Source organism: Flavobacterium sp. GQ95 (assembly GCF_059758655.1).
Genome location: NZ_JCAXEB010000013.1, coordinates 61,786 through 86,248 on the forward strand (window position 1 = coordinate 61,786; position 24,463 = coordinate 86,248).

A 24,463-nucleotide genomic window follows, 5' to 3' on the forward strand; every position below is an offset into this window, starting at 1 on the left:
TTATTGAGAATTAATCCAAATGTCTGCTGTTTCTCTCTTTCAAAAAAATGGAATGGATTATTTTTTTTAACTTTACAAAAAAGACACAAATTATGCTAAAGAAAAATATTGAATCGGCTTTGAACAAGCAAATACGCATAGAGGCAGAATCTTCGCAAACCTACCTTTCTATGGCTTGTTGGGCTGAAGTACACGGATTAGAAGGAATAGCTCAATTTATGTACACACAGTCAGACGAAGAGCGCGCGCACATGCTAAAACTAGTTAAATATGTTAACGAGCGAGGCGGACATGCAACGATTACAGATCTAAAAGCACCAAAAACATCTTATACTACATTTAAAGAAATGTTTGAAGCGCTTTATAGCCATGAAATTTTTGTTTCAGAATCTATTAATGAATTGGTTCACATCACTTTTGAAGAAAAAGATTATGCAACACATAATTTCTTACAATGGTATGTATCTGAACAAATCGAAGAAGAGGCTACAGCTAAATCAATCTTAGATAAAATCAACTTAATTGGTGATGACAAAGGCGGACTTTACTTGTTTGATCGTGATATTCAGCAGTTAACTGTTACCAGCTCAATAGCTATCAATCCAAAATAAAAAAGTTAAAGTTTATTTAGAATACTTAAAAATAACAAAATTCTTTTATATTTGTCTCTGTTTTTATAATACAGAGGAAAATTGAGCAAGAAAGAAAAAGACAAGGACAAAAAAAAGGATAAAAAGAAAAAGAAGAATAAAGCTATCCTTGAGAACATTAAGAAGTTAGAAAACTGTAAATCTTCTTGTTGTGAAAAATACAAAAAGAGCGAAAAGAAACGCTGTTCGCGTTGTCCTATGTTTGATTTATTCAAAAAAACGGCTTAAACAATATATTCAAAACCCACCGAGAAATCTGGTGGGTTTTTTGTTTAAATTGCAGACCACTTTTGATATTAAAAACTCTCAAAATTTAACTATGGAAAACCAGATTACTATACCTAAATCCAGTCTTGATTTTTTGCTTCAACTTAAAAGCAACAATAACAAGCCCTGGTTTGAAACAAATAAGCCCACTTACTTAAACGAATTAAATCATATTGAAAATTTTGCAGGTGCTTTGCTTCAGGAACTTTCCAAAACTGATGTTCTTGAAACCGCTTCCGGAAAGAAAAGCGTTTACCGAATTTACCGTGATATTCGGTTCTCAAAAGATAAAACTCCTTTCAAAACCTTTTGGGGAGGAAGTTATACCAGAGCCACAGCAACAAGACGCGGCGGTTATTATTTTCATCTGGAACAAGGAAACAGCTTTCTTGCCGGTGGTTTTTGGGGACCAAATGCGGCAGATTTAAAACGTATAAGAAGCGAATTCGCACATGATCCTGAATCCATGAAAAAAATAGTGAATACAAAATATTTTATCAACACTTTCGGAACTTTACAAGGCGAACAACTTAAAACAGCTCCCAAAGATTTTGATGTAAACCATGAAGCTATTGATTTACTTCGGTACAAACAGTTCCTGGTCATGAAACGTTTTACTGATGATGAAGTTTTAAGTCCGCATTTTTTAGAACAAGCTTTAGAGACATTCAAAAACATGAGACCGTTTTTTGATTATATGAGCGAAATACTAACAACGGATACAAACGGAGCTTCTGTTTTATAATTATATATACAAAAAAACCCGACAGGTTTTAAAACCTGTCGGGTTTACTCCACACAGCAAGTATTACTTGCTTAACAACAATATTTCATTTACAACAACTTCGGTTATATATTTCTTCTCCCCGTTTTTATCATCATAACTTCTGTGGGTTAACTTTCCATCAATCGCAACTTCTTTACCTTTTACGACAAATTTTTCAATAATCTCAGCTACTTTCCCCCAGGCTGTAACACGATGCCAATCCGTTTGTTCTATTTTTTCACCTTTGTCATTTTTATAATAATCGTGTGTTGCGATCGTTAGTTGTGCAAATTTTTTTCCGCTTTCTAATGTTTTAATTTCCGGGTCGTTTCCTACGTTCCCAATTAATTGTACTCTGTTTTTCATTGCATTCATGGCGTATACTTTTTTAATGTTCTTATAAAATCGAATTCGTTTATCAAATTCAACAGTGCAAAGATGCGGCAGCTTTCAAACATTAGTCGGTTAACAACTATTTACTTTCGGTTGTAACTATTTGTAAGCGTTTGTAAATGGAAATATTTTTCGTATATTTAACAAAAACCATACTACATGCAGACAAAAATCAATAAGGTTGAATTACGAAATTTAGAAATCGAAGATTACAAGCAATTAAAAAATTCGATGGTCGTGTCGTATCCTGAAATGGCCAATTCGTATTGGAGCGTTAGCGACATCGAAAAATTACTTTCGATATTCCCGGAAGGTCAATTAGTCATTTTAGTCGATGATATAGTTGTAGGATCTGCGTTATCTTTAATTGTTGACGAAAAGCTGGTTGATAAAAGACATAATTACAGACAAATTGTTGGTGACTACACCTTTTCGACCCACAATAAAGATGCTGAAATTTTATACGGAATCGATGTTTTCATTCATCCTAATTATCGAGGTTTACGCTTAGGCCGTCGTTTGTATGATGCCAGAAAAGAACTTTGTGAACAGCTTAATTTGAAAGCCATTGTATTTGCTGGCAGAATTCCAAATTATTCCCAACACTCTAAGAAACTAACTCCAAAAAATTATATTGATAAAGTAAAACACAAAGAATTGCACGATCCTGTACTTTCTTTTCAGTTAAGCAACGATTTTCACGTTTTGAAAATCATCAAAAATTATTTGGAAGGAGACGAAGAATCAAAAGAATTTGCGGTTCTTTTAGAGTGGAATAATGTCTATTACGACGAAAGTCCGAAGCTTATCAACCTTGAAAAAAGCGTAATTCGTTTAGGATTAATCCAATGGCAAATGCGTCAATTGAATAATGTTGAAGAGTTTTTTGAACAGGCAGAATTTTTTATTGATGTAGTTTCCGGCTATGGAGCTGATTTTGCTTTATTTCCGGAACTTTTCATCGCCCCCTTGATGGCCGATTACAATCATTTATCAGAGGCCGAAGCCATTCGGGAACTTGCGCGATATTCTGATCCTATCAGAAAGCGTTTTCAGGAATTTGCTATTTCATATAATATCAACATCATTACCGGAAGTATGCCTTATTTGGACAATGGTAATTTATACAATGTTGGTTTTTTATGTAAAAGAGACGGAACTTCAGAAATGTATACCAAAATTCACGTTACGCCAAATGAAGTGCAGCATTGGGGAATGAAAGGCGGATCGCAGTTTAAAACCTTTGATACCGATTGCGGTAAAATTGGAATCTTAATTTGTTATGATGTTGAGTTCCCGGAACTTTCAAGAATTATGGCCAATGAAGGAATGAATATTCTTTTTGTTCCCTTTTTAACAGATACTCAAAATGCTTACACGCGTGTAAAACATTGTTCACAGGCGCGTGCTATCGAAAATGAATGTTATGTAGCCATTGCCGGTTGCGTTGGTAATTTGCCAAAGGTGAACAATATGGATATTCAATTTGCTCAGGCTTCTGTGTTTACGCCTTCTGATTTTGCTTTTCCGAGCAACGGAATTAAAGCCGAAGCAACTCCAAATACCGAAATGACACTCATTGTTGATGTTGATTTGAACTTACTAAAACAACTTCATGAACACGGAAGTGTGCGAATATTAAAAGACAGAAGACATGATTTATACGAAATTAAAAAAATTGAACAATGAAAACCTGCCTTGAATGCTCCGAAAAAATTGTAGGCCGTGAAGACAAAAAGTTTTGTTCTGATAGTTGCCGAAATGCCTACAACAACAAAATAAATAAAGACAGCACTAATTTCATGCGAAATGTAAACAACAAATTACGAAAAAATTACCGTATTTTGGTCGAGCTAAACACGGAGGGGAAATCAAAGGCAACAAGGGATAAAATGATCAATAAAGGTTTTGATTTTGATTTCTTTACCAATATCTTGCAGACCAAAACAGGGAATACCTACTATTTTCTGTATGACCAAGGATATAGATCTTTGGACAATGATTATTTTATGCTTGTTAAAAAAGAAATATAGTACTATTCATCATGAAAAAAAACCCCACCTCAATTCTTGCCGTAGTATGCATTTTAGCAATTCTTGGTATTATTTACGCCACCATGATGCCACAATGGATTTCGAAAGAAGAGGAAGCTCTTGCCGAATTTTCGACCGAAAGGGCTCTAAACCAAGTCGAAATTATTGCTCAAAAACCACATTATGTGGGATCTACTAATCACGAATTAGTAGCAAACTACCTTAAACTTGAATTGAACCGGATTGGTTTAGAGACTTCTGTTCAGGAAGGATTTACACTAAACGACAAGGGACTTTTAGTAAAATCTAAAAATATTCTGGCCCGCATAAAAGGGACCAACAACTCAAAAGCACTTTTATTACTATCCCATTATGACAGTGCGCCACATTCCTTTTCTAAAGGAGCAAGTGATGATGCTTCTGGAGTAGCTACCATTCTTGAAGGTATTCGTGCTTTTATGTACTCCAAACAACCACAAAAAAATGATATTATAATTCTTTTTTCAGATGCTGAAGAATTGGGATTGAACGGCGCTGCGTTGTTTGTAAACAAACATCCGTGGGCAAAAGATGTTGGTTTGGTTATTAATTTTGAAGCCAGAGGATCGTCAGGACCAAGTTATATGCTGATGGAAACCAACAAAGGAAATGAAGCTCTTGTAAAAGAATTTTCAAAAGCCAAAACTAAATATCCGGTTTCCAATTCGTTGATGTACAGTATTTACAAAATGCTTCCAAACGATACTGATTTAACTGTTTTTAGAGAACAAGGAAACATTCAGGGATTTAATTTTGCTTTTATCGACGGGCATTATAATTATCACACTCAACAAGACGACATTTATCATTTAAACAAAATGACACTGGCACATCAGGGAACTTATCTGATGCCTTTATTAAAATACTTTTCAAACATCGACTTAAATGCAACAAACTCAACTGCAGACGATGTTTATTTCAGCGTTCCGTTTTCATTTATAAGTTACCCGTTTACCTGGGTTTTCCCAATGACAATAATTGCTTTAGGCCTGCTAATTATTTTTATTTTTATTGGAAAAGCAAAACGGTTAATCTCTTTCAGAGAGATTTTTAAGGGTTTTGTTCCTTTTTTGGGTGCTTTGATCATTGCCGGTTTGGTAACGTTTTTAGGATGGAAAATCGTTTTACAAATCTATCCGCAATATTCAGACTTGCTTAATGGTTTTACCTACAATGGGCATGCTTATATTGGAGCATTTGTTACTTTAAGCATTGCAATTTGCTTCGCTTTTTATAATCATTTCTCAGAAACAAAAATCACGATGAATCATTTTGTAGCGCCTTTGCTACTATGGATTGTTATCAATATATTTTTAGCCAATAACTTAACTGGCGCAGGATTCCTGATTATTCCGGTTTATTTTGGAATCTTCTTATTTGGAATTTTTGTTATTACACAGCATTACAGCTTAGGTTTAAACTTATTATTTACGCTTCCTGCATTACTAATTGTTGCGCCATTTATTGTAATGTTTCCAATTGGTTTAGGTTTGAAAATTCTTTTTGGAAGTGCCGTACTTACTGTTTTACTTTTCGGATTGTTACTTCCAATTTTCGGAGATTTTATTAGAAAAGGAGCATGGGCCGCATTCTTTTTTGTTGTATCTATTGGCTTTTTTGTTTACGCAGGTTACAATTCTGGTTACGAACATGGAAAAGCAAAATCGAACAGTTTACTTTACGTATACAATGCCGATACAAATTCTGCCGTGTGGACAACATACGATGTAAATCTTGATGATTGGACCAAAACATATTTGGGAGAAAAAAATCAAAAAGCGGTTGGGCTAAATGCACTGCCACTTGCCAGCAAATACAATTCCGGCTTTACCTACAGTGCCATTGCACCGGTTGTTGATGTTCCTAAACCAACAATTTCTTTCCTGAAAGATAGCGTTATAGGCAACAATCGTTATATGAAAATACAAATTACACCGAACCGCAAGGTCAATCGTTACGATATTTTTGCCCATCCTAAAATGACTTTTTACAACTTTAAAGCCAATGGAGTTTCAACTTCTGACCAAAAAGGAAATAGTCTGGAAAGAGAAGGTATGAAGATTTTATGTTATTATGTTGTGGGTAACGAACCACTTGTAATGGAATTCTACATCAACAAATCGTCTATTTTTGATATGGATTTAATCGAGAGTTCTTTTGATTTGATGACTAATCCGTTATTTCAGGTAAAACCAAGAAGCGACTGGATGATGCCGACACCTTTTGTTTTGAATGATGCCGTTTTAATTCAGCAAAAAATAAAAAGATATACTGCACCAATACCAACAATAGAAGCTGCGCCAATCAAAGATAGCTTGACTGTTGCGAAAGACAGTTTAACACCAGTAGTTAAGCCGCAACAAAACAATAGTTTATAAAATAGAAATACCCTTATATGAAAAAAAGAATCCTGATTTTTATAGCATTTGCAAGCTTTCCCACTATTTATGCACAAGCTGTAGAAGAAAAAATAGCCGTAAAAACATGTGATTGTTTGCAAAAAAATTCAGGCATTATTACAGAAGATATCTTTAGAGACTGCCTGACCAGCACAATGTCTGAAACTATATTGACCGATAAAGACCCAAAAGTTAGGGAATCGATTAACACGGTTGACGGAATTAAAAGCATGATTCAAAAAGTGAGTGATGCTGTCATTAAAAAATGTCCAAAATTACTTCCGCAAGAACCAGAAGACAAAACGACTATTTTCTACGCTGATTCAAAAAATGAAAAGGCGCAGAATTCCTATATCATTGCAAAAGATTTCATGAAAGCGAGCAACTATAAACTAGCTATTGAAAGTTTGCAGCTTTCGCTGAAGGAAGATCCGAATTTTGTACTCGCTCTGGATGACATTGCCGTTTGTTACAGACAATTGAATGATTTTGATAATGCCATAAAATATTATAAAAAATCGCTTGATATTTTTCCGGAAGGCGATTTAGCACTAATGAATATTGGGGTTGCTTATACCTTAAAATCAGATTTTAAGACGGCTATTGAGTATTATGAAAAACTGATCAAATACCAGCCTAATAATGCAGAAGGTTACTTTGGTGCCGGAAAAAATTATTTTGTTCTGAATGATGATGAAAAGGCGCTCGACAACATTTTCATGGCGCATGTTATCTACACCAATGAAAAATCAGAATATGTAAAAGATTCTGAACAGCTTTTGGGAGCTATTTATCAAAAAATGAAATCTGAAAATAAAGAAGATTTATTCAAAAAAATTGCAGAGAAAAACAACGTTAAAATTGAATAAAGATGGCAGCAAATATTTCTACAATAGTACTGAATGCCCCAGTCGAAAAAGTATGGAATACCTTAACACAACCCGAATTAGTTAAACAATGGCAATACGGGAGCGATTTAATTACAGACTGGAAAGTTGGTAGCGAAATCAGATTCAGGAATGAATGGGAAGGTCAGGTTTTTGAACAATGGGGAACTATATTAGAAGTTATACCAAATCAAAAAATCAAATATTCTTTGTTTTTCCCAAGACCAGGATTAGAAGATAAGCCCGAAAACTATTTCATTATGAGTTATGTTTTGTCTGAAGAAAATCAAAAAACCAAACTCGAAATTATTCAGGAAGATAATCGGTCTGGCGCTGTTCAGGAAGAACCTCAAGGTGAAGAAAACCCTATTCTTCAAGGATTAAAAGCAATAATTGAAGCGTAACATTGCGTTTTTAAAATATAGAAAAGCCAGTTTTAAATTAAAACTGGCTTTTTCTTTAGCAGGCACATTCTATTTTCAATCCTGCTTTTACTCCGTTTGTCCCTTCAGTGGCATATCCATCAAACTTCCACCACTCTATTCCGCCAAGTAATTCTTTTACTTTAAAACCTAATTTTGTCATATTGAGTGCACCTCTTGTCGAAGCGTTGCAGCCAATTCCGTCGCAATACGTTACATACAAAACTTCTTTATCTAAATGTTGAGTACTTTCTATAGTCATTTCGCGATGCGGAATATTAATCGCTGTCGGAATATGCTCACCTTCGTACCCAAATGCTTTTCGGGAATCAATAACAACTACTTTTTCTCCATTATTCAAGGCATCAAACAAATCCGAAGAATCCATTTCGAAGGCCAATTTGTTTTCATAATGTTTAATTTGTGCTTCCATTTTTTCAGTTTTATGATTTTGTTTTTTCAAAAGTAGATGAACATTACATACTATAAAAACGAAAAAAATTCATCAACTGCATTACTTTTTTTCATGAAAAAGCCATTCTAAAATTTTGTTCCTTTGTATTCAAATTCTCTAAAAATGGAAATACGTCACTTAAGATTGATAAAAGCGATTGTCGAAGAAGGAAGCATCACCAAAGCGATAGATAAACTTCATTTGACACAATCAGCCTTGAGCCATCAATTGAAAGAAGCTGAATATCAATTGGGAACAGCCATTTTTTTGAGAACAAATAAAAAACTGGTTTTGACGAAAGCCGGCGAAAAAATCTACGAATTGGCTAATGAAATTCTGGATAAACTTTCACAAACCCAAACTCAGATTAAACAAATGGTATTTGGTGAATATGGCGAAATCCGAATTAGTACCGAGTGTTTCTCGAGTTATCACTGGCTTCCTTCGGTAATGAAACAATTTCATTTGCTTTATCCAAATGTGGAATTGAAAATTGTCACTGAAGCGACACATATTCCATTACAAAAATTATTAGAAAACACGATTGATATTGCGATTATAAGCGATCAGATCAATGACAATAACATTAAATATCTGGAACTTGTTCAGGACGAAGTTGTAATGGTGGTTTCTGAAAATCATGCCTGGTCAAATAAAAAATACGTTGTTGCCGAAGATTTTGTCAACGAACATCTTTTGATTCATTCCCTTCCGATGGAAACCGTTACGATTCATCAGTTTCTTTTGGCCCCAGCCAAAGTGACTCCGAAGAAAATTACAGCCTTGCCTTTAACAGAAGCTTGTCTGGAAATGGTGAAAGCGGATATGGGCGTTATGTCAATGGCAAAATGGGCTTTGTTGCCCCATTTAAAAAACAATCCGATCAAAGCCATCAAAATTGGAAAGAACGGCTTAAAAAGAAAGCATTTTATCGCGATTCGGGACAATCAGGAATATCCGGCATATTTTCATCATTTTATTACCTTTTTACAAACCGAAATCAACCTGCAATGGAATATACAATAAGAAACTGCGAAATAGCCGATTTACCAAAATTAGTCATTTTATGCCAAAAACATACCGAATTTGAAAAAGCGGATTATGATCCGAAAGGAAAAGAAGAAGGTTTAAAAGGCGCTTTATTCAGTGAAAATCCTAAATTATTTTGTTTAGTTGTTGCGACTGAAAATGACATTGTAGGTTACGCCTCGTATAATTTTACATATTCTACCTGGAGTGCTGGCGATTTCATTTACATGGATTGTCTGTTTTTAGAAGAAGAAGCCAGAAATTTTGGCATTGGAGAAGTTATAATCAATAAATTAAAGGAAATCGGAAAAGCCAAAAACTGCGTCAGCATGCAATGGCGCACGCCTCAATTCAATGAAAGGGCTATAAAATTCTACAACAGAATTGGCGCAAAAGGAAAAGACAAAATTTGCTTTTTTCTGGATTTGTAATAAAAAAACGCAAAGTTTTTCTCCATTTTGTCATCCTGAGGAACGAAGGATCACACTCGAAACTCGACAAAGATTGGCAATTTAGCATGTGGAATATCTTGTGTGATCCTTCGTTCCTCAGGATGACAAGATTGTGAATAACCTTTGTACCTTTGCCTCTCTGAACCTTTGCACCTTATCAAGACAATGAAGAAAATAACTATTTTAGGCTGTGGCTGGCTCGGTTTGCCACTGGCGAAAAAATTAATCGAAAAAGGGAATTCGGTCAACGGATCTACAACTTCTGAAAGTAAACTCTCTATTTTGAAAGATGCCGGAATAAGTCCGTTTTTAGTTATGCTTGAAAGCGAAAGTATTTCAGAAACTATAAATGATTTTTTAACCGAAAGTGAAATTCTAATTATTGATATTCCACCTAAATTACGAGCAAATACGGATTCTTCCCGAAAGATTTTTGTTGATAAAATCGAAACTTTGATTCCTTTTATAGAGAAATCGACGATCAAAAAAGTACTTTTTGTGAGCTCAACGTCTATTTATAGAGATCAAAATGATTTGATTACAGAAGAAACAAACCCAAATCCAGAAACGGAAAGTGGTAAACAATTGCTTTTAGCGGAAGCAATTCTACAAAAAAACCAAAATTTCCAAACCACAATTCTACGCTTTGGCGGATTGATTGGCGAAGATCGCCATCCTGTAAAGTTTTTAGCCGGAAAAGAAAACCTCGAAAATCCAGATGCACCTGTGAATTTAATTCATCAAAATGATTGTATTGGAATCATCGAAGAAATAATTCGTCAGTCAAAATGGGATGAAGTGTTCAATGCCGTAGCGCCTTTCCATCCATCGCGTTCAGCGTATTACACACAAAAAGCAAAAGAGCAAAATTTGGTTTTGCCGAAATTCAGTTCTGAAAAATCGAATATTAAAAAGATAATTTCAAGCGAGAAAATTGAAAACACTTTAAAATACCAATTCAAATTGGATGAATATTAAACCATTTTAGTGATATAAGTTCATTTAGAGAAAGCTTAGAAACTTTACACAAAGCTTTTATGATCTTCCAATACCAGCGAGGCTTAAATTTACTTACATAACTTATATGGTGAAAACAAAAAACTTTGCGAACTTTGCGTAAACCCTAGCGCCTTTACGGTTAAAAATTTATGGAAACAGTTTATATCAACTCACCTTTAGGAATCACCAAAATCATTGGAGACGATAATGGTATTGCAGTAATCTCCGTTTCCGATGTTGGCTCAAATGAAGTTTCAAAGAAGATTCCGAAAGTTTTAAAAGAAGCTGTTTCTCAACTTGAAGAATACTTCGAAGGCAAAAGAACTGATTTTGATCTGAAATTAAATCCGCAAGGAACAGAATTTCAGCAAAAAGTTTGGAAAGCGTTATTGGAAATTCCATACGGAAAAACCATAAGTTACATGGATCAAACCAAAAAACTGGGCGATATAAAAGCGATTCGTGCAGTTGCATCGGCCAATGGAAAAAATCCGCTTTGGATTGTGATTCCCTGTCATCGCGTTATTGGCACAAATGGATCTTTAACCGGTTACGCCGGAGGTTTGTCCCGCAAGAAATGGCTGCTCGAACACGAAAACCCTTCAACTCAACAGAGCTTGTTTTAAAAAACATAAGTTAATTCTTAGGTAAAATCATTTTTTTGTACTTTTATAAATCTAAGAAGTCTTATAATCTAATAGCTAAGAAGTCCCAAAAAATAATGATTGAAAAAGTAAACCTCAACAACATCTTATTTCTCGATATAGAAACCGTTCCGGAAGAAGAGAATTTTAATTCGCTTGATGCGGAAATGCAATCGCTTTGGGATCATAAAACGCAATATCAGCGTAAAGACGAATTCACTCCCGAAGAATTTTATGATCGTGCAGGAATTTGGGCTGAATTTGGAAAAATCATTTGTATCTCGGTTGGGTATTTTACGATCAAGGGCGATATTCGAAATTTTAGAGTGACTTCCTTCTTTGGAGACGAAAAGAAAATCCTGAAAGATTTTAATAATTTACTGAGCAATCATTTTAATCAACCGTATCATCTTTTATGTGGACATAATGCGAAGGAATTCGATATTCCGTTTATTGCCAGAAGAATGATTATCAATCAAATTGCGATTCCCGACAAACTGAATCTATTCGGCAAAAAACCTTGGGAAATTCCGCATTTAGATACTTTAGAGTTATGGAAATTTGGTGATTACAAACATTTCACTTCCTTAAAATTACTAACTAAAATTCTGGGAGTTCCGTCTCCAAAAGGCGATATCGACGGCAGTCAGGTTGCCCATGTTTTTTATGTCGAGAAAGACATTGACCGAATTGTAACGTATTGTGAAAAAGATACAATTGCGGTTGCGCAGATTTTCCTGCGTTTGCGTAGGGAAGATTTGTTAATTGATGAGGAAATTATTCATGTTTGATCGGGGTACAAAGTTGCAAAGGCACAGAGTTACAAAGCTTAAATCTTTTAGAAAATGACATATCATGAAATTTCACATCATCGTCTTGTTTCACAAAAGTTATACAAAACAAGTCCAATTTCTCCTCAGGAAATTGTAAAGCATTTAGGCGCCATGCAAGCCCAAGATTATTCGATGGCCAAATGGGCGATTGGTTCCCGATGTAATGCTACTGAAAAAGAGATCGAAGAAGTTATAAATTCAGCAGAAATCATCCGAACTCATATTCTTCGACCAACCTGGCATTTTGTTTCCGCTGATGATATTTATTGGATGTTGGATGTTTCGGCTCCTCAGGTAAAAAGATTTACAGCTTCTGCCGGTAAAAAATATGGTTACGATGCCAAAAAACTGGATCAGACCAATTCTAAAATCGAAAAACTACTTTCCGGAAACAATCATTTGACGCGTGACGAAATCATGCAGGAGCTCGGCATCAAAAAAACTTCCAATGAAGATTTTTTGAGTGCCGCCATTATGATGAATGCCGAATTGGACGGTTTGGTTTGTAACGGAAGAATGAAAGGAAAACAAATCACTTATGCTTTACTCGAAGAGCGGGTTTCAAAACCAAAATCCAAATTAACCAAAGAAGAAGGTCTTGCAAAACTAGCCCTCAAATATTTAGAAAGCCACGGCCCTGCCACGCTTCTTGACTTTTCGTGGTGGTCTGGTTTCCCTCCTACAACTTGCAAAAACATCTTTAATGCAATTGAGTTGCAATTAAATTCAGTTGAAATTAATGACCAAATATATTGGTTTAAAACTGATTCATCTGACAAAAACAACTTCCGCGAAAGCGTACATTTTCTTCCTGCATTTGATGAAATTTTAATCTCGTATAAAACCAGAGAAGCTTCCATTTTACTCGAACATCAATCGAAAACTTTTACCAATAATGGCATTTTTAAACCGATTATTCTCGAAAACAGCAAGGTCATTGGAACATGGAAAAGAACTATCAAAAAAGATCATGCCAAAATAGAAACGCAATTTTTTAATGAAACGGAAACTCATAAAAAAGCAATTCTGTTTGAGGGTATTAAATCTTTTGAAAATTATCTGGGTACCAAAATTGTTATTGAATAAATTGAATTTTCACTAAAACAATATCATTTTTGATAAATTCTTCTCCTTTCGACACTAAATTCTTTGTGCATTTTTATTGCTAAATAATTACATTTACAAAAAAAACAGCGTTATGGTATTAAGTAGATTTTGGTTAACTATTTTTATTTCGTCGATCATTTTTATTATGATCAGTTTATTTACTGCGAATACTTATACCATTGACTATGTTTTGAATGGGAAAAAAGACGATCCAATTCTGGTTTCAGAAAAATACGCTGAACAACTTCCTGCCTTCATCAAAGACAGTATCAAAAAAGCGCCGGAACAGACCATGATTATCAATCGTGATACATTAAATCCTGACACAACTTACGTTTATAAAAACAAAACGGTAAAAATTTTCAGCGGTCTTCAAAAATCTGATGGCTTATTGCCAACCTGCAAAACCACTTTACTTGATTTAATTTTACCGCTTATAGCCTATTTGGCCTTTTTCTGCGGATTAATGGAACTTTTAATTATCTCCGGAGCATCTGGAAAATTAGCTAAAGCCCTAAGTCCGGTCTTTGTAAAAGTGTTTCCAAGTATTCCAAAAAATCACCCTTCTATCTCGTATATGACGTTAAACTTTGCTGCCAATTTCTTGGGATTAGATTCGGCTGCAACTCCGTTTGGCCTTAAAGCAATGGAAAGTTTACAAGAAATAAATCCAGATAAAGACAGAGCCAGTGACGCGCAAATTATGTTTATGTGTCTTCACGCTTCGGGTCTAACCTTAATTGCAACTTCTATTATTGGCTACCGCGCTGCAGCAGGTGCGAGCAATCCTGCAGATGTCATGCTTCCGTGTATTATTACCTCGTTTATTGGTACGATTGCCGCTTTTTTAATTGTCGGAATCAAACAAAAAATCAATTTCAAAAGTGCCTCTCTTGTTATTGGTCTAATGGTTTTAATTGCTGCCATCATTGGGTTATTGATGTACGTAAACCATTTGGATTTAATAGGGAAAAACTTTTTTACCACAAATCTATCGGCATTGATTTTACTTTTCATAATAGGTTTTACACTGATTTTTTCATTTATCCATGAAAAGAAATTTAAAGAAGCAGAAACTACGGTTTTTGATGCTTTTGTAGTAGGAGCAAATAACGGAGTTAAAACCGGAGTTACAATTTTCCCTTATGTTTTAGGAATGCTGGTGGCTATTTCATTATTTAGAAACAGCGGTTTATTCGAAATTATTAGTGAGTGGATTGCCTTTATTTTCTCAAATATGGGAGTAAACAAACAAATTACGGATGCCTTGCCGGTTGCGATGCTAAGACCTTTTAGCTCTGCCGGATCAAGAGGATTTTTGATTGACTCGATGAATACTTTTGGTGCCGATTCCTTAACCGGAAGATTGAGTAGTATTTTCCAATGTAGTGCTGAAAGTACTTTTTATGTGATTGCGGTTTACTTTGGTTCTGTAAACATCAAAAATACCCGTTACGCTTTGGGCACAATGCTTTTAGTTGATGTAATTTGTGTAATTACAGCGATTTTTGTGGCGAGCTGGTTTTTTTAAAAACTGATTCATTCTAAACTGGACTTCAGTCCAGTTCTAAATAAGAATTGGCAGATTAATTATGTAAAAGATTAAAAAAATATGTTCAAAAGATTTTTCAATAAAAAAAAGGAGATTGAAACTATAGAAGAAAAACCATTCTTCGAAGAAGTACAACTTGCTGAAAATAATCCAGTAGAAGAACCAGAAACTAAAGAATTCGATCCCGACAAAATTGATTGGCTGATCAATGATTCAATCCTGACTTTTTTGCCACGCGATTTATACATGCATTATTCAGACATTAATACCAAAAAAGACCAATATGATCCTTCCTGGCAGAATCAAGGTGTGTTTTTCTGGACGGATGATGAACCTTTTGATAGGAAATCTTTACCTGAATTTTTTGAAAGTTATGAAAGGAAGCCTTTTATTTTTGATCAATTTCCAGATTATATTGAATTAGTCTCCGCAAAAGCGATACCTTGGTTTGGAATGCCGGGCGAAGGAGACAAATACTGTTTAAGATACGAGGAAAATCCAATAAATATTGAAGAAGCCTTAAAACTTAACATTATAAAATATGTTGAAGTCATTGAGCTCAATTTTGAAAATTTGACCGTTTTAAACGATCGTGATAATTATCATTTTCTGATTAAACCTGAGGTTAAATATGAAAACGGTTTTTTTTATTTAAACAGAGAAAAAATGGCATTAGCAGAATTGTATAAAAAAAAGAAACTAAAGATCGTTACGTTCAAATAAAAACAATAAAACAGCTCTAATTCAAATTCTTTCTTAGGTAAATAATTTTTAACTTTGTCAAAAACAAAGAAATGATTGATTTTATATACCAAGACCCTTACCCTATTTTAAAGGATGACACACAATATCGCAAAATTACTTCTGATTTTGTAAAAGTTGAAAAATTTGGAGAACGTGAAGTTCTGACTGTTGATCCAAAAGGATTAGAATTATTAGCGGAAGAAGCTTTAACCGATGTTTCGTTCATGTTGAGAACGACACATCTACAAAAATTAAGAAAAATTCTTGACGATCCTGAAGCTACAGACAATGATCGTTTTGTTGCTTACAATTTACTGCAAAATGCTTCAGTTGCTGCCGAAGGTCAGTTACCAAGCTGTCAGGATACCGGAACTGCAATTGTAATGGCAAAAAAAGGCGAAAGCATTTTTACTGGCGTTGATGACGCTGAATGGTTAAGCAGAGGAATTTTCAATACATACCAAAAACGTAACTTACGTTATTCTCAAATTGTTCCGATTTCGATGTTTGAAGAAAAGAATTCAGGTTCGAATCTTCCGGCGCAGATTGATATTTATGCAAAAAAGGGAAATTCATACGAATTTTTATTCATGGCAAAAGGTGGTGGATCTGCTAATAAAACTTATTTATATCAGCAGACTAAATCTCTGTTGAATGAAAAATCGATGGATGCTTTTGTTCGTGCAAAAATCAAAGATTTAGGAACTTCGGCTTGTCCTCCATACCATTTAGCTTTGGTTATTGGCGGAACTTCTGCGGAAGCGAACTTAAGTGCCGTTAAAAAAGCATCTGCCGGATATTACGACAATTTACCAACTACAGGAAACATGTCAGGTCAGGCTTTCCGCGATCATGAATGGGAACAAAAAGTACAGCAAATTTGCCAGGAAAGTGCTATTGGCGCTCAGTTTGGAGGAAAATATTTCACGCATGATGTTCGTGTAATCCGTTTGCCTCGCCACGCTGCTTCTTGTCCGGTTGGATTGGGAGTTTCCTGTTCTGCGGATCGAAACATCAAAGGAAAAATTACAAAAGATGGTATTTATGTAGAACAATTAGAAGTAAATCCAAAGCAATTTTTACCGGAAACGGCTCCACATTTAGAAGCTCCGGTTGAAATTGATTTGAATATGCCAATGAAAGATATGTTGGCAAAACTATCTCAATATCCAATAAAAACACGTTTAAAATTAAACGGAACCGTAATTGTCGCCCGTGATATCGCACACGCAAAAATTATGGAAATGTTGGAAGCTGGTCAACCAATGCCGGAATATTTCAAAAATCATCCTGTTTATTACGCAGGTCCTGCCAAAACTCCGGAAGGAATGGCGTCTGGAAGTTTTGGACCAACAACAGCAGGACGTATGGACGTTTATGTGGATGAATTCCAAAAACACGGCGGAAGTATGATTATGCTTGCAAAAGGAAATCGTACCAAACAAGTTACGGATGCCTGTCATAAATACGGTGGCTTCTATTTAGGTTCTATTGGAGGCCCGGCTGCGATTTTAGCTCAGGACAACATCTTAAAAGTTGAAGTTGTTGACTTTGAAGAATTAGGAATGGAAGCTGTTCGCAAAATCACTGTTAAAGATTTTCCTGCATTTATCATTACGGATGATAAAGGAAATGATTTCTTTGAGAATCTATAATTTAAGGTACTAAGATGCTAAGGTTCTAAGACAAAAAAACCGCCTATCTGGGCGGTTTTTTTTATATTTATTTATTTCATCTTTACAAAAAAACTTTGCGAACCTTGCGTAGACCTTAGCGATCTTTGCGGTTAAATCTCAAGCGCTTTTATCTACACTTTCAAAAGCTATAAAATGCGACAATTCTCCTTTTACATTAAAAATGGGCACGCTGTTTATTTTGCACTTATAGGTTTTACCATCTTTTTTATAGTTCTCAATTGTTTTTTCAAACGGAACTTGTGACTGAATTGCCATTCTGATCTCTTTTAAGGCAATTTCAGACGTTTTTGGCCCCTGAAACATCTTTGGGGTTTTTCCAATGATTTCGCTTTCTGTATAGCCTGTCATTTTTTTGATTCCGTTTGAGGCAAAAACGATTTTCAAATTTGAATCGGTAACTAAAATTACTTCATCTAAAATTCGATTTTCTATTTCAAGCTTATTATCATCCCAGGAAAATCGATTTGAAATCTTTTTTACTTTTTTCAAATCAGCAAATATTGCTTTCAATTCGTTCAGATATTCATAATGAAAATCCCAGGCTAAAACAGGAGCAGAATTCCATTGTAGGGCTTCATTTTCTTTAGAATTTTTCATTTTGAATGTGATTTGAAAAATGGTCTTGGAGTAAAGATAGAAAGAAAATTCATCGTAAAAGATAGATTTTAAGATTTTAGCAATAATGAATCATTAAAAAGCAAATTTTAGCTGAACAACCACAGCTTTCTTTTCTTCAGTGTTTAAATTACTTAAGGAGATTCCGAGCAGCCGAACAGAATCTTTCATTTTTTCCTGATACAAAAGTTCTTCAACAGTTTCAAGAATTAAACTCTTGTCAGAAATAAAATAGGCAAGTGTTTTACTTCTTGTTTGTTGTGTAAAATCGCTGTATTTAATTTTAAGTGTTACTGTTTTTCCTGAAATATTGTGTTTTTTTAATCGCTTTTCTAATGAAATCGCAATTCTCTCCAACTGTTCTAACATAAATATTTCCGAAGATAAATTCACATCAAAAGTATGTTCTGCCGCTACAGATTTTGTTACCCGATATGATTTCACTTCGCTATTATGAATTCCGCGAACTACTTTATAATAAAAAGCGCCGGATTTTCCGAAATGTTTTTCCAGAAATTCTTCAGATTTGGTTTTTAAATCGGCTCCGGTAAAAATTCCCAGTTGGTACATTTTTTCTGTAGTTACTTTTCCGACACCATAAAACTTCCGGATAGGCAACTCTTCCAGAAAAGACAAAATCTCATCCGGATTTACGGTTTTCTGTCCGTTTGGTTTATTGATATCACTTGCTATTTTCGCCACAAATTTATTAACCGAAATTCCTGCTGAAGCGGTCAATCCGACCTCATTCAGAATTCTCATCCGAATTTCCTGCGCCAATAAACTCGCACTTGGATTTCCCTTTTTATTCTGCGTTACATCAAGATAGGCTTCGTCGAGCGAAAGCGGTTCTACCAAATCGGTATATTCGTGAAAGATTTTATGAATTTTACTGGAAATTTCTTTGTACCGATCAAATCTTGGACGTACAAAAATGATCTCAGGACAATATTTTTTAGCTAAAACTCCACTTATAGCACTTCGAACGCCAAATTTACGGGCTTCGTAACTTGCAGCCGAAACCACTCCTCTATTCTCTGAACCACCCACAGCAACTGGTTTTCCACGTAAAGCAGGATTATCCATTTGCTCTACCGAGGCATAAAAAGCATCCATATCAATATGGATAATTTTACGATATGTAGGTACTTCAGACATGCTACAAATTTAAATAGGAAAGCATGAAAATGAGATGCAAAAACTCATAAAAATAAACTCATTCAAAGATTATCAACTAAATGATCGCAAACAAATCATTTTCTTTATTTTTGTATACTACACGAAATTTAATAAAATGCGAACATTTGTTATAGGCGACATACACGGAGGATTACTCGCGCTTGAGCAAGTGATGAAAAAAGCCGAAGTTACTGCAGAAGATACTTTAATATTTTTAGGTGATTATGTTGATGGGTGGAGTCAGTCAGCAGAGGTAATTGAATATTTAATTGACCTGAAAAGCAAACAAAACTGCATTTGTATCAGAGGAAATCACGATCAGCTTGCATTGGATTGGCTTGAAAACAGGCACGAAGAATTTGATGAAGAAATGTGGTATAAACACGGTGGTAAAGCTACTGTCGAAGGATACGCCAAACTTTCAGAAGAGAGAAAAAAAGAACATATTGTTTTCTTAGAATCTTTACAGGATTACTACCATGACGATCAAAATCGATTATTTGTTCATGCCGGTTTTACCAATTTGAATGGAGTGATATGGGAATACTTTCCAAAGTTATTTTATTGGGACAGAACGCTTTGGGAAACGGCACTTTCATTAGATCCGAACCTCAAACCGGACGATCCCTACTATCCTAAACGCTTTACTATTTACAAGGAAATATTTATTGGCCATACACCTGTTACCCGAATCGGACAAACAGTTCCGGTTAACAAGGCGTGTGTCTGGAATGTTGATACAGGAGCAGCTTTCAAAGGCCCATTGACCATTATGAATGTTGACACAAAAGAATTTTGGCAAAGTGATCCGTTAAATGAATTGTATTCTAATGAAAAAGGTAGGAATTAATGTGTAAAAAACTAAATTTGCATTCCCAAAATAATTAATATTTAAGTTTATGAAAAAAGTTTTTACATTTTTATTTTTAGTGTCATTCGGTTTAACCCAGGCTCAACAAGCTTTTAAAGGAAAAGGAGACATTAAAGTTAACGTTGGTGCCAATCTTCAGAATGGTGGTTCAGGAATTCAGGGTTCTGTTGATTTTGGATTAGGAGAAAATTTCTCTTTCGGATTTGTTTCAACTTACCTGTTAGGAGTTGATAATTTTAATGGTTTTTACCATAATAATCCAACTCCATACACTGATGAAAAACCAGAATTTCAAGATCGTTTTGATGCAAAAGCAAGAATTAACGCCAATTTGAGCAGTGTTATTGGTGTTGAGCAATTAGACGTTTATCCTGGTTTAAGTCTTGGATTACATAATTTTGGCGGTCACGTTGGTGGTCGTTATTTTTTCACTGAAGGATTTGGTGTTTTCACAGAAATTGGATTTCCAATTGCTAAATATAGTGACAACAATGACGTTTTTGATCATTTAAATAATCAAACAACTTTTAGTTTAGGAGCTTCTTTTAATTTATAAAATTTTATAGATTTTCATAAAAAAGCCTCGCAAATGCGAGGCTTTTCATTTTTACTAAAATTACAATTTTTATCTCTTAACGAATTTCTTAACAATTCTTTTTTCACCATTATTTAATTCGATGATATAAAATCCTGTAGTCAATTTGCTTACATCGATAGCATTTCCAGAAATTTCTCCCGAAATAACTTGCTGACCTATTGTATTTGAAATTTTATAAGAGTATCCGTTGCTGTTTGAAAAAGAAACATTTAATTCATTTTCAACAGGATTAGGATATAAGGCAAAACTTGAAGTTTCAATAGTTTCAACTAGTCCTGCTGTTATTTCTTCTACAGCTACCGCACCAGAAGCCGTTATGTTTATAGAATAATCTTCTACTTGCCCATAAGAAAAAGATTCACAAGATGTTGGAATTCCATTGTACTTCATAGAAACCCTTACTTTCGTTGTTCCAAGTATTGCAGTTGATGGAATTGTAATGGAACCCGTTACCGGAGTTGTTGTTGATGCAGCTTTTGTCCAGGCTGTTTCTCCAGAATCTGCAAAGTCTCCATCTTGGTTATAATCTATAAAAACAGCATATCCCTCACTGTAAACAGAAGAAGTCCAGGTTGGCGTAATTGTAATTGTATAGGCTGTTCCTCTTGTTGCATTTGTAGAAATAGCACTATAATTTTCATAACCCGCCGTTCCGGTAGAAGTATTATTGATCGTACCAAAAACTACTTTACCAATTCTTTCATCTGCTGTATTATTTCCTTTAGATGTACAATATGTTACAGTAGTTGCAGTAGTCGTAACATTAATAGCGTTGCTTGCTGCTGAAACATTTCCTGCTGCATCTTTGGCTTTTACCGTAAAAGTATACACCGTTGAGGCAGTTAGTCCGGTAACTGTATAAGTTGTCGTTGTAGACGAGCCTTTTAAAGTTGTCCCTTGGTAAATGTCATATCCTGTTACTGCTACATTATCTGTAGAAGCAGTCCATGTTAAATTGGTAGTTGTACCTGTCGTGCCCGAAGCAGCAAGAGCTGTTGGAGCTGTAGGCGCAACAGTATCCGTAGATCCCGAGTAAGCTGCTCCTACACCAACGGCATAAAATGCATTTGTTGTAGCAATAACTTCAGCAGAACCAGCACCATATAAATCAATAGCCGATTGTATGCCTGAAGTTCTGGCATTTGCGTAAGTCGAATTTGCAGTTAAATAAACACTTTCCAAACGGTAAGCAATTTTTGCTGCTTTATCAATTGTAATTCCAGTCACATTATACACGTTTCCGATGTCGTTTGTTCCCGATTTACCAACCGACAATATATAAAACCAATGGTTTAATACGCCTGAATTTGTATGAACACCACAATAATCATTGTTGTTTGTTGGTGTACAACTTACATTGACCCAATAAGTCCCTGCATAAGTGTCTGGCTGACCTTCAGAGTTTGGATCACTCATGGAACGTAAAGCTAAATGCCCCGTTCTTCTTTCAATATCCTCACCCACCAACCAGGTTGACTTTGTTGGCGCCGCACGATATTCAATACAAGCTCCCCAAATATCTGAGAAAGCTTCATTCATTGCTCCGGACTCTTTTTGGTAGGCCAAATTCGCTGTATAGGTACATACTGCGTGACCTATTTCATGTCCCGCAACATCCATTGCAGTTAAAATATCAAAACCTCCAGTTCCGGTTCCGTCTCCATAGGTCATCACACTTCCGTTCCAGAATGCATTGTTATTATTTGGGTATCCGGCAGCAACTAAATTATAGTGCACATAGCTTTTGATTTTTGCTCCGGCATTATCATAACTATTTCTGCCATGAACTGCTGACCAATAATCATAAGTCATTTCAGCACCCCAATGCGCATCAAGTGCTCCATTGTCTTTATTTGTATTATTATATTCAGCCGCTGTCCAGTTATTATCTGCATCAGTAAAATTTGTTGTTGGATATGTTGCAGTTCTTGCAGAATTGTAAGTTTGAACTCCATTTCCACGAGTAACATCTGATAAAATATAAGAGGAACCGCTTAAACTTGTCTGAATAGTTTGAGTGCCACTATAACGAGTTGCTGCGTTAGCCGCCACAACCGCTATTTTTGAAGCTGTGTTTTTTTGTTCTTTCGCTCCTAAAGTATTTGATCCTCCATGACTATGTTCGCCAAGATGTTTAATTGTAGCGTTATAAAATAATGCTTTTCCGGTTTCAGCATCGATATAAAGGTCACCACGACTTAAAGGATTTGTTGCATAAATATCAAATTTATAAGCCAATCGTACTTTATCGCTTTTTCTCAATTGTCCCTGGTCTTCCATAGATGGCAATAAAACTAGTTCCCCTGTCGGTTTTTCATAATCCATTGCAGCCGCATCTTCTGGGGTTTCCCATAAATATTGTTTTGCACCAGTATAAGCAATAGCTTTATCAAAAGCTGCCTGGTTTGATAATTTTGGAGTTGTATTTACATTTTCGAAAGCGTAAAACTCGCCATTCATCGAAACTAATTTTCCGCCTTTTGAATGTAAAGTATAATTAGCAAACTCCACTTTAATTCCTTGTTCATACAATTGGAATTTTTCATGCGTAAAACCTTCTTTATCAGATTCTACTCGAATCTTTGAAAAAGACTGACTGTCTTTTAAACCTAATTGTTCTTTAAAAACCTTTTGCGAATCCGAACCCTTATAGGTTGACTTGTCATTAAATGTAATTAAACTGGGCAAACCATTTTCAGATAAATCTTTTTTACTAACTCTTTTGTCTGTTTGCTGTGCGGAAACAGTGAGTGAAAACGTAAGAAAAACAGTTGTTGCCACTAAAATTCCGGGTAATTTTCTTTCCATAATAAGTTTGGTTAAAGTTTAGTTAAATGGATTACAAATAAAATACTTAAAGTAAGTAAATACTTTATTTTTGGTTAAAAGTATTTTAAATTTGTTATATAATCGATGAATTTTACCTTTAATCGATAAAATACAACATTTTTTATTTGAAATTCACTTTTATTTAACAAATTGTACGAATCCTACATTAAATAGGCACAAAAAGTAATTATACCATTGGTTAGCATCATTTTACACAAAAAACCACTTACAAATTCGATTCTGATTGAAAAGCCAATATTACTCTAGCCTCAATATTTATTAGAACAAAAAAGGCTAGCCTTTAAAAGCTAGCCTTATATTTTTTATATAATTTAAAAAGAGGAACTAAATATTCATTTCCGGAATTTCTCCTTCAATTATCAAATCAGCTTCTGTTGAAGCAATGATATGCTCAACAGAAACTCCTGGTGCTCGTTCTAAGAGCTTAAAACCCATTTTTGTCACTTCGAGAACTGCCAATTCTGTTACAACCTTTTTAACGCAACCTACACCTGTTAATGGCAAAGTACATTTTTTTAATATTTTAGATTCTCCTGCTTTATTAACGTGCATCATAGCAACGATGATATTTTCGGCGGAAGCCACCAAATCCATTGCTCCTCCCATTCCTTTTACCATTTTACCGGGAATTTTCCAGTTGGCGATATCTCCGTTTTCTGAAACTTCCATCGCACCCAAAATGGTTAAATCAACTTTTTGACTACGAATCATTCCGAAACTAAACGCCGAATCAAAGAAACTTGCTCCCGGAAGCGTTGTAATCGTTTGTTTTCCTGCGTTGATAATATCAGCGTCTTCTTCTCCGGCAAACGGAAAAGGTCCCATTCCGAGAACTCCGTTTTCACTTTGAAATTCAACTGCAATATCTTCCCTAACATAATTCGCCACCAAAGTCGGAATACCGATTCCAAGATTAACGAAATATCGGTCTTTTACTTCTTTTGCAATACGTTTTGCAATATCTTCTTTTGTTAACATAAATT

At 35.0% G+C, this 24,463-nt stretch carries 25 protein-coding genes; 19 read left to right on the forward strand and 6 right to left on the reverse strand.

The window, feature by feature from the left end; all coding sequences use genetic code 11:
- Positions 1 to 92 precede the first annotated feature (92 nt).
- The 3 genes from AC6CH4_RS21270 to AC6CH4_RS21280 all read left to right on the forward strand — a co-directional run bounded on the left by AC6CH4_RS21270 (position 93) and on the right by AC6CH4_RS21280 (position 1,662).
- Complete coding sequence (locus AC6CH4_RS21270; RefSeq protein WP_056188711.1) at positions 93 to 611, forward strand: ferritin; 519 nt, start codon at positions 93 to 95, stop codon at positions 609 to 611.
- A gap of 81 nt (positions 612 to 692) precedes the next feature.
- Complete coding sequence (locus tag AC6CH4_RS21275) at positions 693 to 878, forward strand: hypothetical protein (protein ID WP_026984196.1); 186 nt, start codon at positions 693 to 695, stop codon at positions 876 to 878.
- Between the two features lie 91 nt (positions 879 to 969).
- Positions 970 to 1,662, forward strand: a complete 693-nt coding sequence (locus tag AC6CH4_RS21280; RefSeq protein WP_498106541.1) for a DUF2461 domain-containing protein — start codon at positions 970 to 972, stop codon at positions 1,660 to 1,662.
- A 63-nt stretch (positions 1,663 to 1,725) separates the two neighbouring features.
- Here the strand turns inward: AC6CH4_RS21280 and AC6CH4_RS21285 are convergent, their stop codons facing one another.
- Positions 1,726 to 2,058, reverse strand: coding sequence for a single-stranded DNA-binding protein (locus AC6CH4_RS21285; protein WP_498106543.1), 333 nt, complete (start codon positions 2,056 to 2,058; stop codon positions 1,726 to 1,728).
- 177 nt (positions 2,059 to 2,235) lie between these two features.
- Here AC6CH4_RS21285 and AC6CH4_RS21290 point away from each other — a divergent pair, with 177 nt between their 5' ends.
- Genes AC6CH4_RS21290 through AC6CH4_RS21310 form a run of 5 tightly spaced genes read left to right on the forward strand, consistent with a single transcriptional unit; the run spans position 2,236 to position 7,838 of the window.
- Entirely contained in the window at positions 2,236 to 3,765 is a 1,530-nt protein-coding gene (locus AC6CH4_RS21290) for a carbon-nitrogen hydrolase family protein (protein ID WP_498106545.1), read from the forward strand.
- Positions 3,762 to 4,109, forward strand: a complete 348-nt coding sequence (locus tag AC6CH4_RS21295) for a hypothetical protein (RefSeq protein WP_056188723.1) — start codon at positions 3,762 to 3,764, stop codon at positions 4,107 to 4,109. Before AC6CH4_RS21290 ends, AC6CH4_RS21295 begins: the two co-directional genes overlap by 4 nt.
- An 11-nt stretch (positions 4,110 to 4,120) precedes the next feature.
- Positions 4,121 to 6,526 carry a M28 family peptidase gene (locus AC6CH4_RS21300; RefSeq protein ID WP_498106547.1) on the forward strand — a complete coding sequence of 802 codons (2,406 nt, stop codon included), beginning with the start codon at positions 4,121 to 4,123 and terminating at the stop codon, positions 6,524 to 6,526.
- Between the two features lie 17 nt (positions 6,527 to 6,543).
- Positions 6,544 to 7,416, forward strand: coding sequence for a tetratricopeptide repeat protein (locus tag AC6CH4_RS21305; protein WP_498106549.1), 873 nt, complete (start codon positions 6,544 to 6,546; stop codon positions 7,414 to 7,416).
- Between the two features lie 2 nt (positions 7,417 to 7,418).
- Positions 7,419 to 7,838: an SRPBCC family protein gene (locus tag AC6CH4_RS21310; protein WP_498106551.1), complete on the forward strand. Its 420-nt coding sequence runs from the start codon at positions 7,419 to 7,421 to the stop codon at positions 7,836 to 7,838.
- 55 nt (positions 7,839 to 7,893) lie between these two features.
- On the opposite strand, the gene AC6CH4_RS21315 is transcribed toward AC6CH4_RS21310, so the two are convergent.
- On the reverse strand, positions 7,894 to 8,289 hold the full coding sequence (locus AC6CH4_RS21315; protein ID WP_498106553.1) for a rhodanese-like domain-containing protein: 396 nt from the start codon (positions 8,287 to 8,289) through the stop codon (positions 7,894 to 7,896).
- Between the two features lie 144 nt (positions 8,290 to 8,433).
- Between AC6CH4_RS21315 and AC6CH4_RS21320 the strand changes: the two genes are divergently transcribed.
- The 9 genes from AC6CH4_RS21320 to AC6CH4_RS21360 all read left to right on the forward strand — a co-directional run bounded on the left by AC6CH4_RS21320 (position 8,434) and on the right by AC6CH4_RS21360 (position 17,325).
- Positions 8,434 to 9,336, forward strand: a complete 903-nt coding sequence (locus AC6CH4_RS21320) for a LysR family transcriptional regulator (RefSeq protein ID WP_498106555.1) — start codon at positions 8,434 to 8,436, stop codon at positions 9,334 to 9,336.
- On the forward strand, positions 9,321 to 9,770 hold the full coding sequence (locus tag AC6CH4_RS21325; protein WP_498106557.1) for a GNAT family N-acetyltransferase: 450 nt from the start codon (positions 9,321 to 9,323) through the stop codon (positions 9,768 to 9,770). The genes AC6CH4_RS21320 and AC6CH4_RS21325 overlap by 16 nt, the downstream gene beginning before the upstream one ends.
- A 186-nt stretch (positions 9,771 to 9,956) precedes the next feature.
- Complete coding sequence (locus AC6CH4_RS21330; RefSeq protein WP_498106559.1) at positions 9,957 to 10,769, forward strand: Rossmann-fold NAD(P)-binding domain-containing protein; 813 nt, start codon at positions 9,957 to 9,959, stop codon at positions 10,767 to 10,769.
- Positions 10,770 to 10,939: 170 nt separating this feature from the next.
- Positions 10,940 to 11,416: a methylated-DNA--[protein]-cysteine S-methyltransferase gene (locus AC6CH4_RS21335; protein WP_498106561.1), complete on the forward strand. Its 477-nt coding sequence runs from the start codon at positions 10,940 to 10,942 to the stop codon at positions 11,414 to 11,416.
- 95 nt (positions 11,417 to 11,511) lie between these two features.
- Positions 11,512 to 12,225: a 3'-5' exonuclease gene (locus AC6CH4_RS21340; RefSeq protein ID WP_498106563.1), complete on the forward strand. Its 714-nt coding sequence runs from the start codon at positions 11,512 to 11,514 to the stop codon at positions 12,223 to 12,225.
- 54 nt (positions 12,226 to 12,279) lie between these two features.
- The gene (locus tag AC6CH4_RS21345) at positions 12,280 to 13,353 is read left to right on the forward strand and encodes a winged helix DNA-binding domain-containing protein (RefSeq protein ID WP_498106565.1); all 1,074 of its coding nucleotides are present in this window, start codon (positions 12,280 to 12,282) and stop codon (positions 13,351 to 13,353) included.
- A 112-nt stretch (positions 13,354 to 13,465) separates the two neighbouring features.
- A complete protein-coding gene (locus AC6CH4_RS21350) occupies positions 13,466 to 14,905 on the forward strand; it encodes a nucleoside recognition domain-containing protein (protein ID WP_498106567.1) in 1,440 nt (479 codons plus the stop codon).
- Between the two features lie 81 nt (positions 14,906 to 14,986).
- On the forward strand, positions 14,987 to 15,649 hold the full coding sequence (locus AC6CH4_RS21355; protein ID WP_498106569.1) for a hypothetical protein: 663 nt from the start codon (positions 14,987 to 14,989) through the stop codon (positions 15,647 to 15,649).
- Between the two features lie 71 nt (positions 15,650 to 15,720).
- Positions 15,721 to 17,325, forward strand: a complete 1,605-nt coding sequence (locus AC6CH4_RS21360) for a fumarate hydratase (protein WP_498106571.1) — start codon at positions 15,721 to 15,723, stop codon at positions 17,323 to 17,325.
- A 138-nt stretch (positions 17,326 to 17,463) separates the two neighbouring features.
- Here the strand turns inward: AC6CH4_RS21360 and AC6CH4_RS21365 are convergent, their stop codons facing one another.
- Together AC6CH4_RS21365 and dinB are read right to left on the reverse strand one after the other, a co-directional pair.
- Complete coding sequence (locus AC6CH4_RS21365) at positions 17,464 to 17,964, reverse strand: PAS domain-containing protein (protein ID WP_498106573.1); 501 nt, start codon at positions 17,962 to 17,964, stop codon at positions 17,464 to 17,466.
- Positions 17,965 to 18,057: 93 nt separating this feature from the next.
- On the reverse strand, positions 18,058 to 19,140 hold the full coding sequence (gene dinB / locus AC6CH4_RS21370; RefSeq protein WP_498106575.1) for a DNA polymerase IV: 1,083 nt from the start codon (positions 19,138 to 19,140) through the stop codon (positions 18,058 to 18,060).
- A 136-nt stretch (positions 19,141 to 19,276) separates the two neighbouring features.
- On the opposite strand from dinB, the gene AC6CH4_RS21375 reads away from it, so the two are divergent.
- On the forward strand, positions 19,277 to 20,011 hold the full coding sequence (locus AC6CH4_RS21375; protein WP_498106577.1) for a metallophosphoesterase family protein: 735 nt from the start codon (positions 19,277 to 19,279) through the stop codon (positions 20,009 to 20,011).
- A gap of 49 nt (positions 20,012 to 20,060) precedes the next feature.
- Positions 20,061 to 20,588 carry a DUF6646 family protein gene (locus tag AC6CH4_RS21380; protein ID WP_498106579.1) on the forward strand — a complete coding sequence of 176 codons (528 nt, stop codon included), beginning with the start codon at positions 20,061 to 20,063 and terminating at the stop codon, positions 20,586 to 20,588.
- Positions 20,589 to 20,657: 69 nt separating this feature from the next.
- Here AC6CH4_RS21380 and AC6CH4_RS21385 read toward each other — a convergent pair whose 3' ends face one another.
- Positions 20,658 to 23,438, reverse strand: a complete 2,781-nt coding sequence (locus AC6CH4_RS21385) for a M4 family metallopeptidase (protein ID WP_498106581.1) — start codon at positions 23,436 to 23,438, stop codon at positions 20,658 to 20,660.
- 366 nt (positions 23,439 to 23,804) lie between these two features.
- A complete protein-coding gene (locus AC6CH4_RS21390) occupies positions 23,805 to 24,458 on the reverse strand; it encodes a 3-oxoacid CoA-transferase subunit B (RefSeq protein WP_498106583.1) in 654 nt (217 codons plus the stop codon).
- Between the last annotated feature and the right edge of the window lie 5 nt (positions 24,459 to 24,463).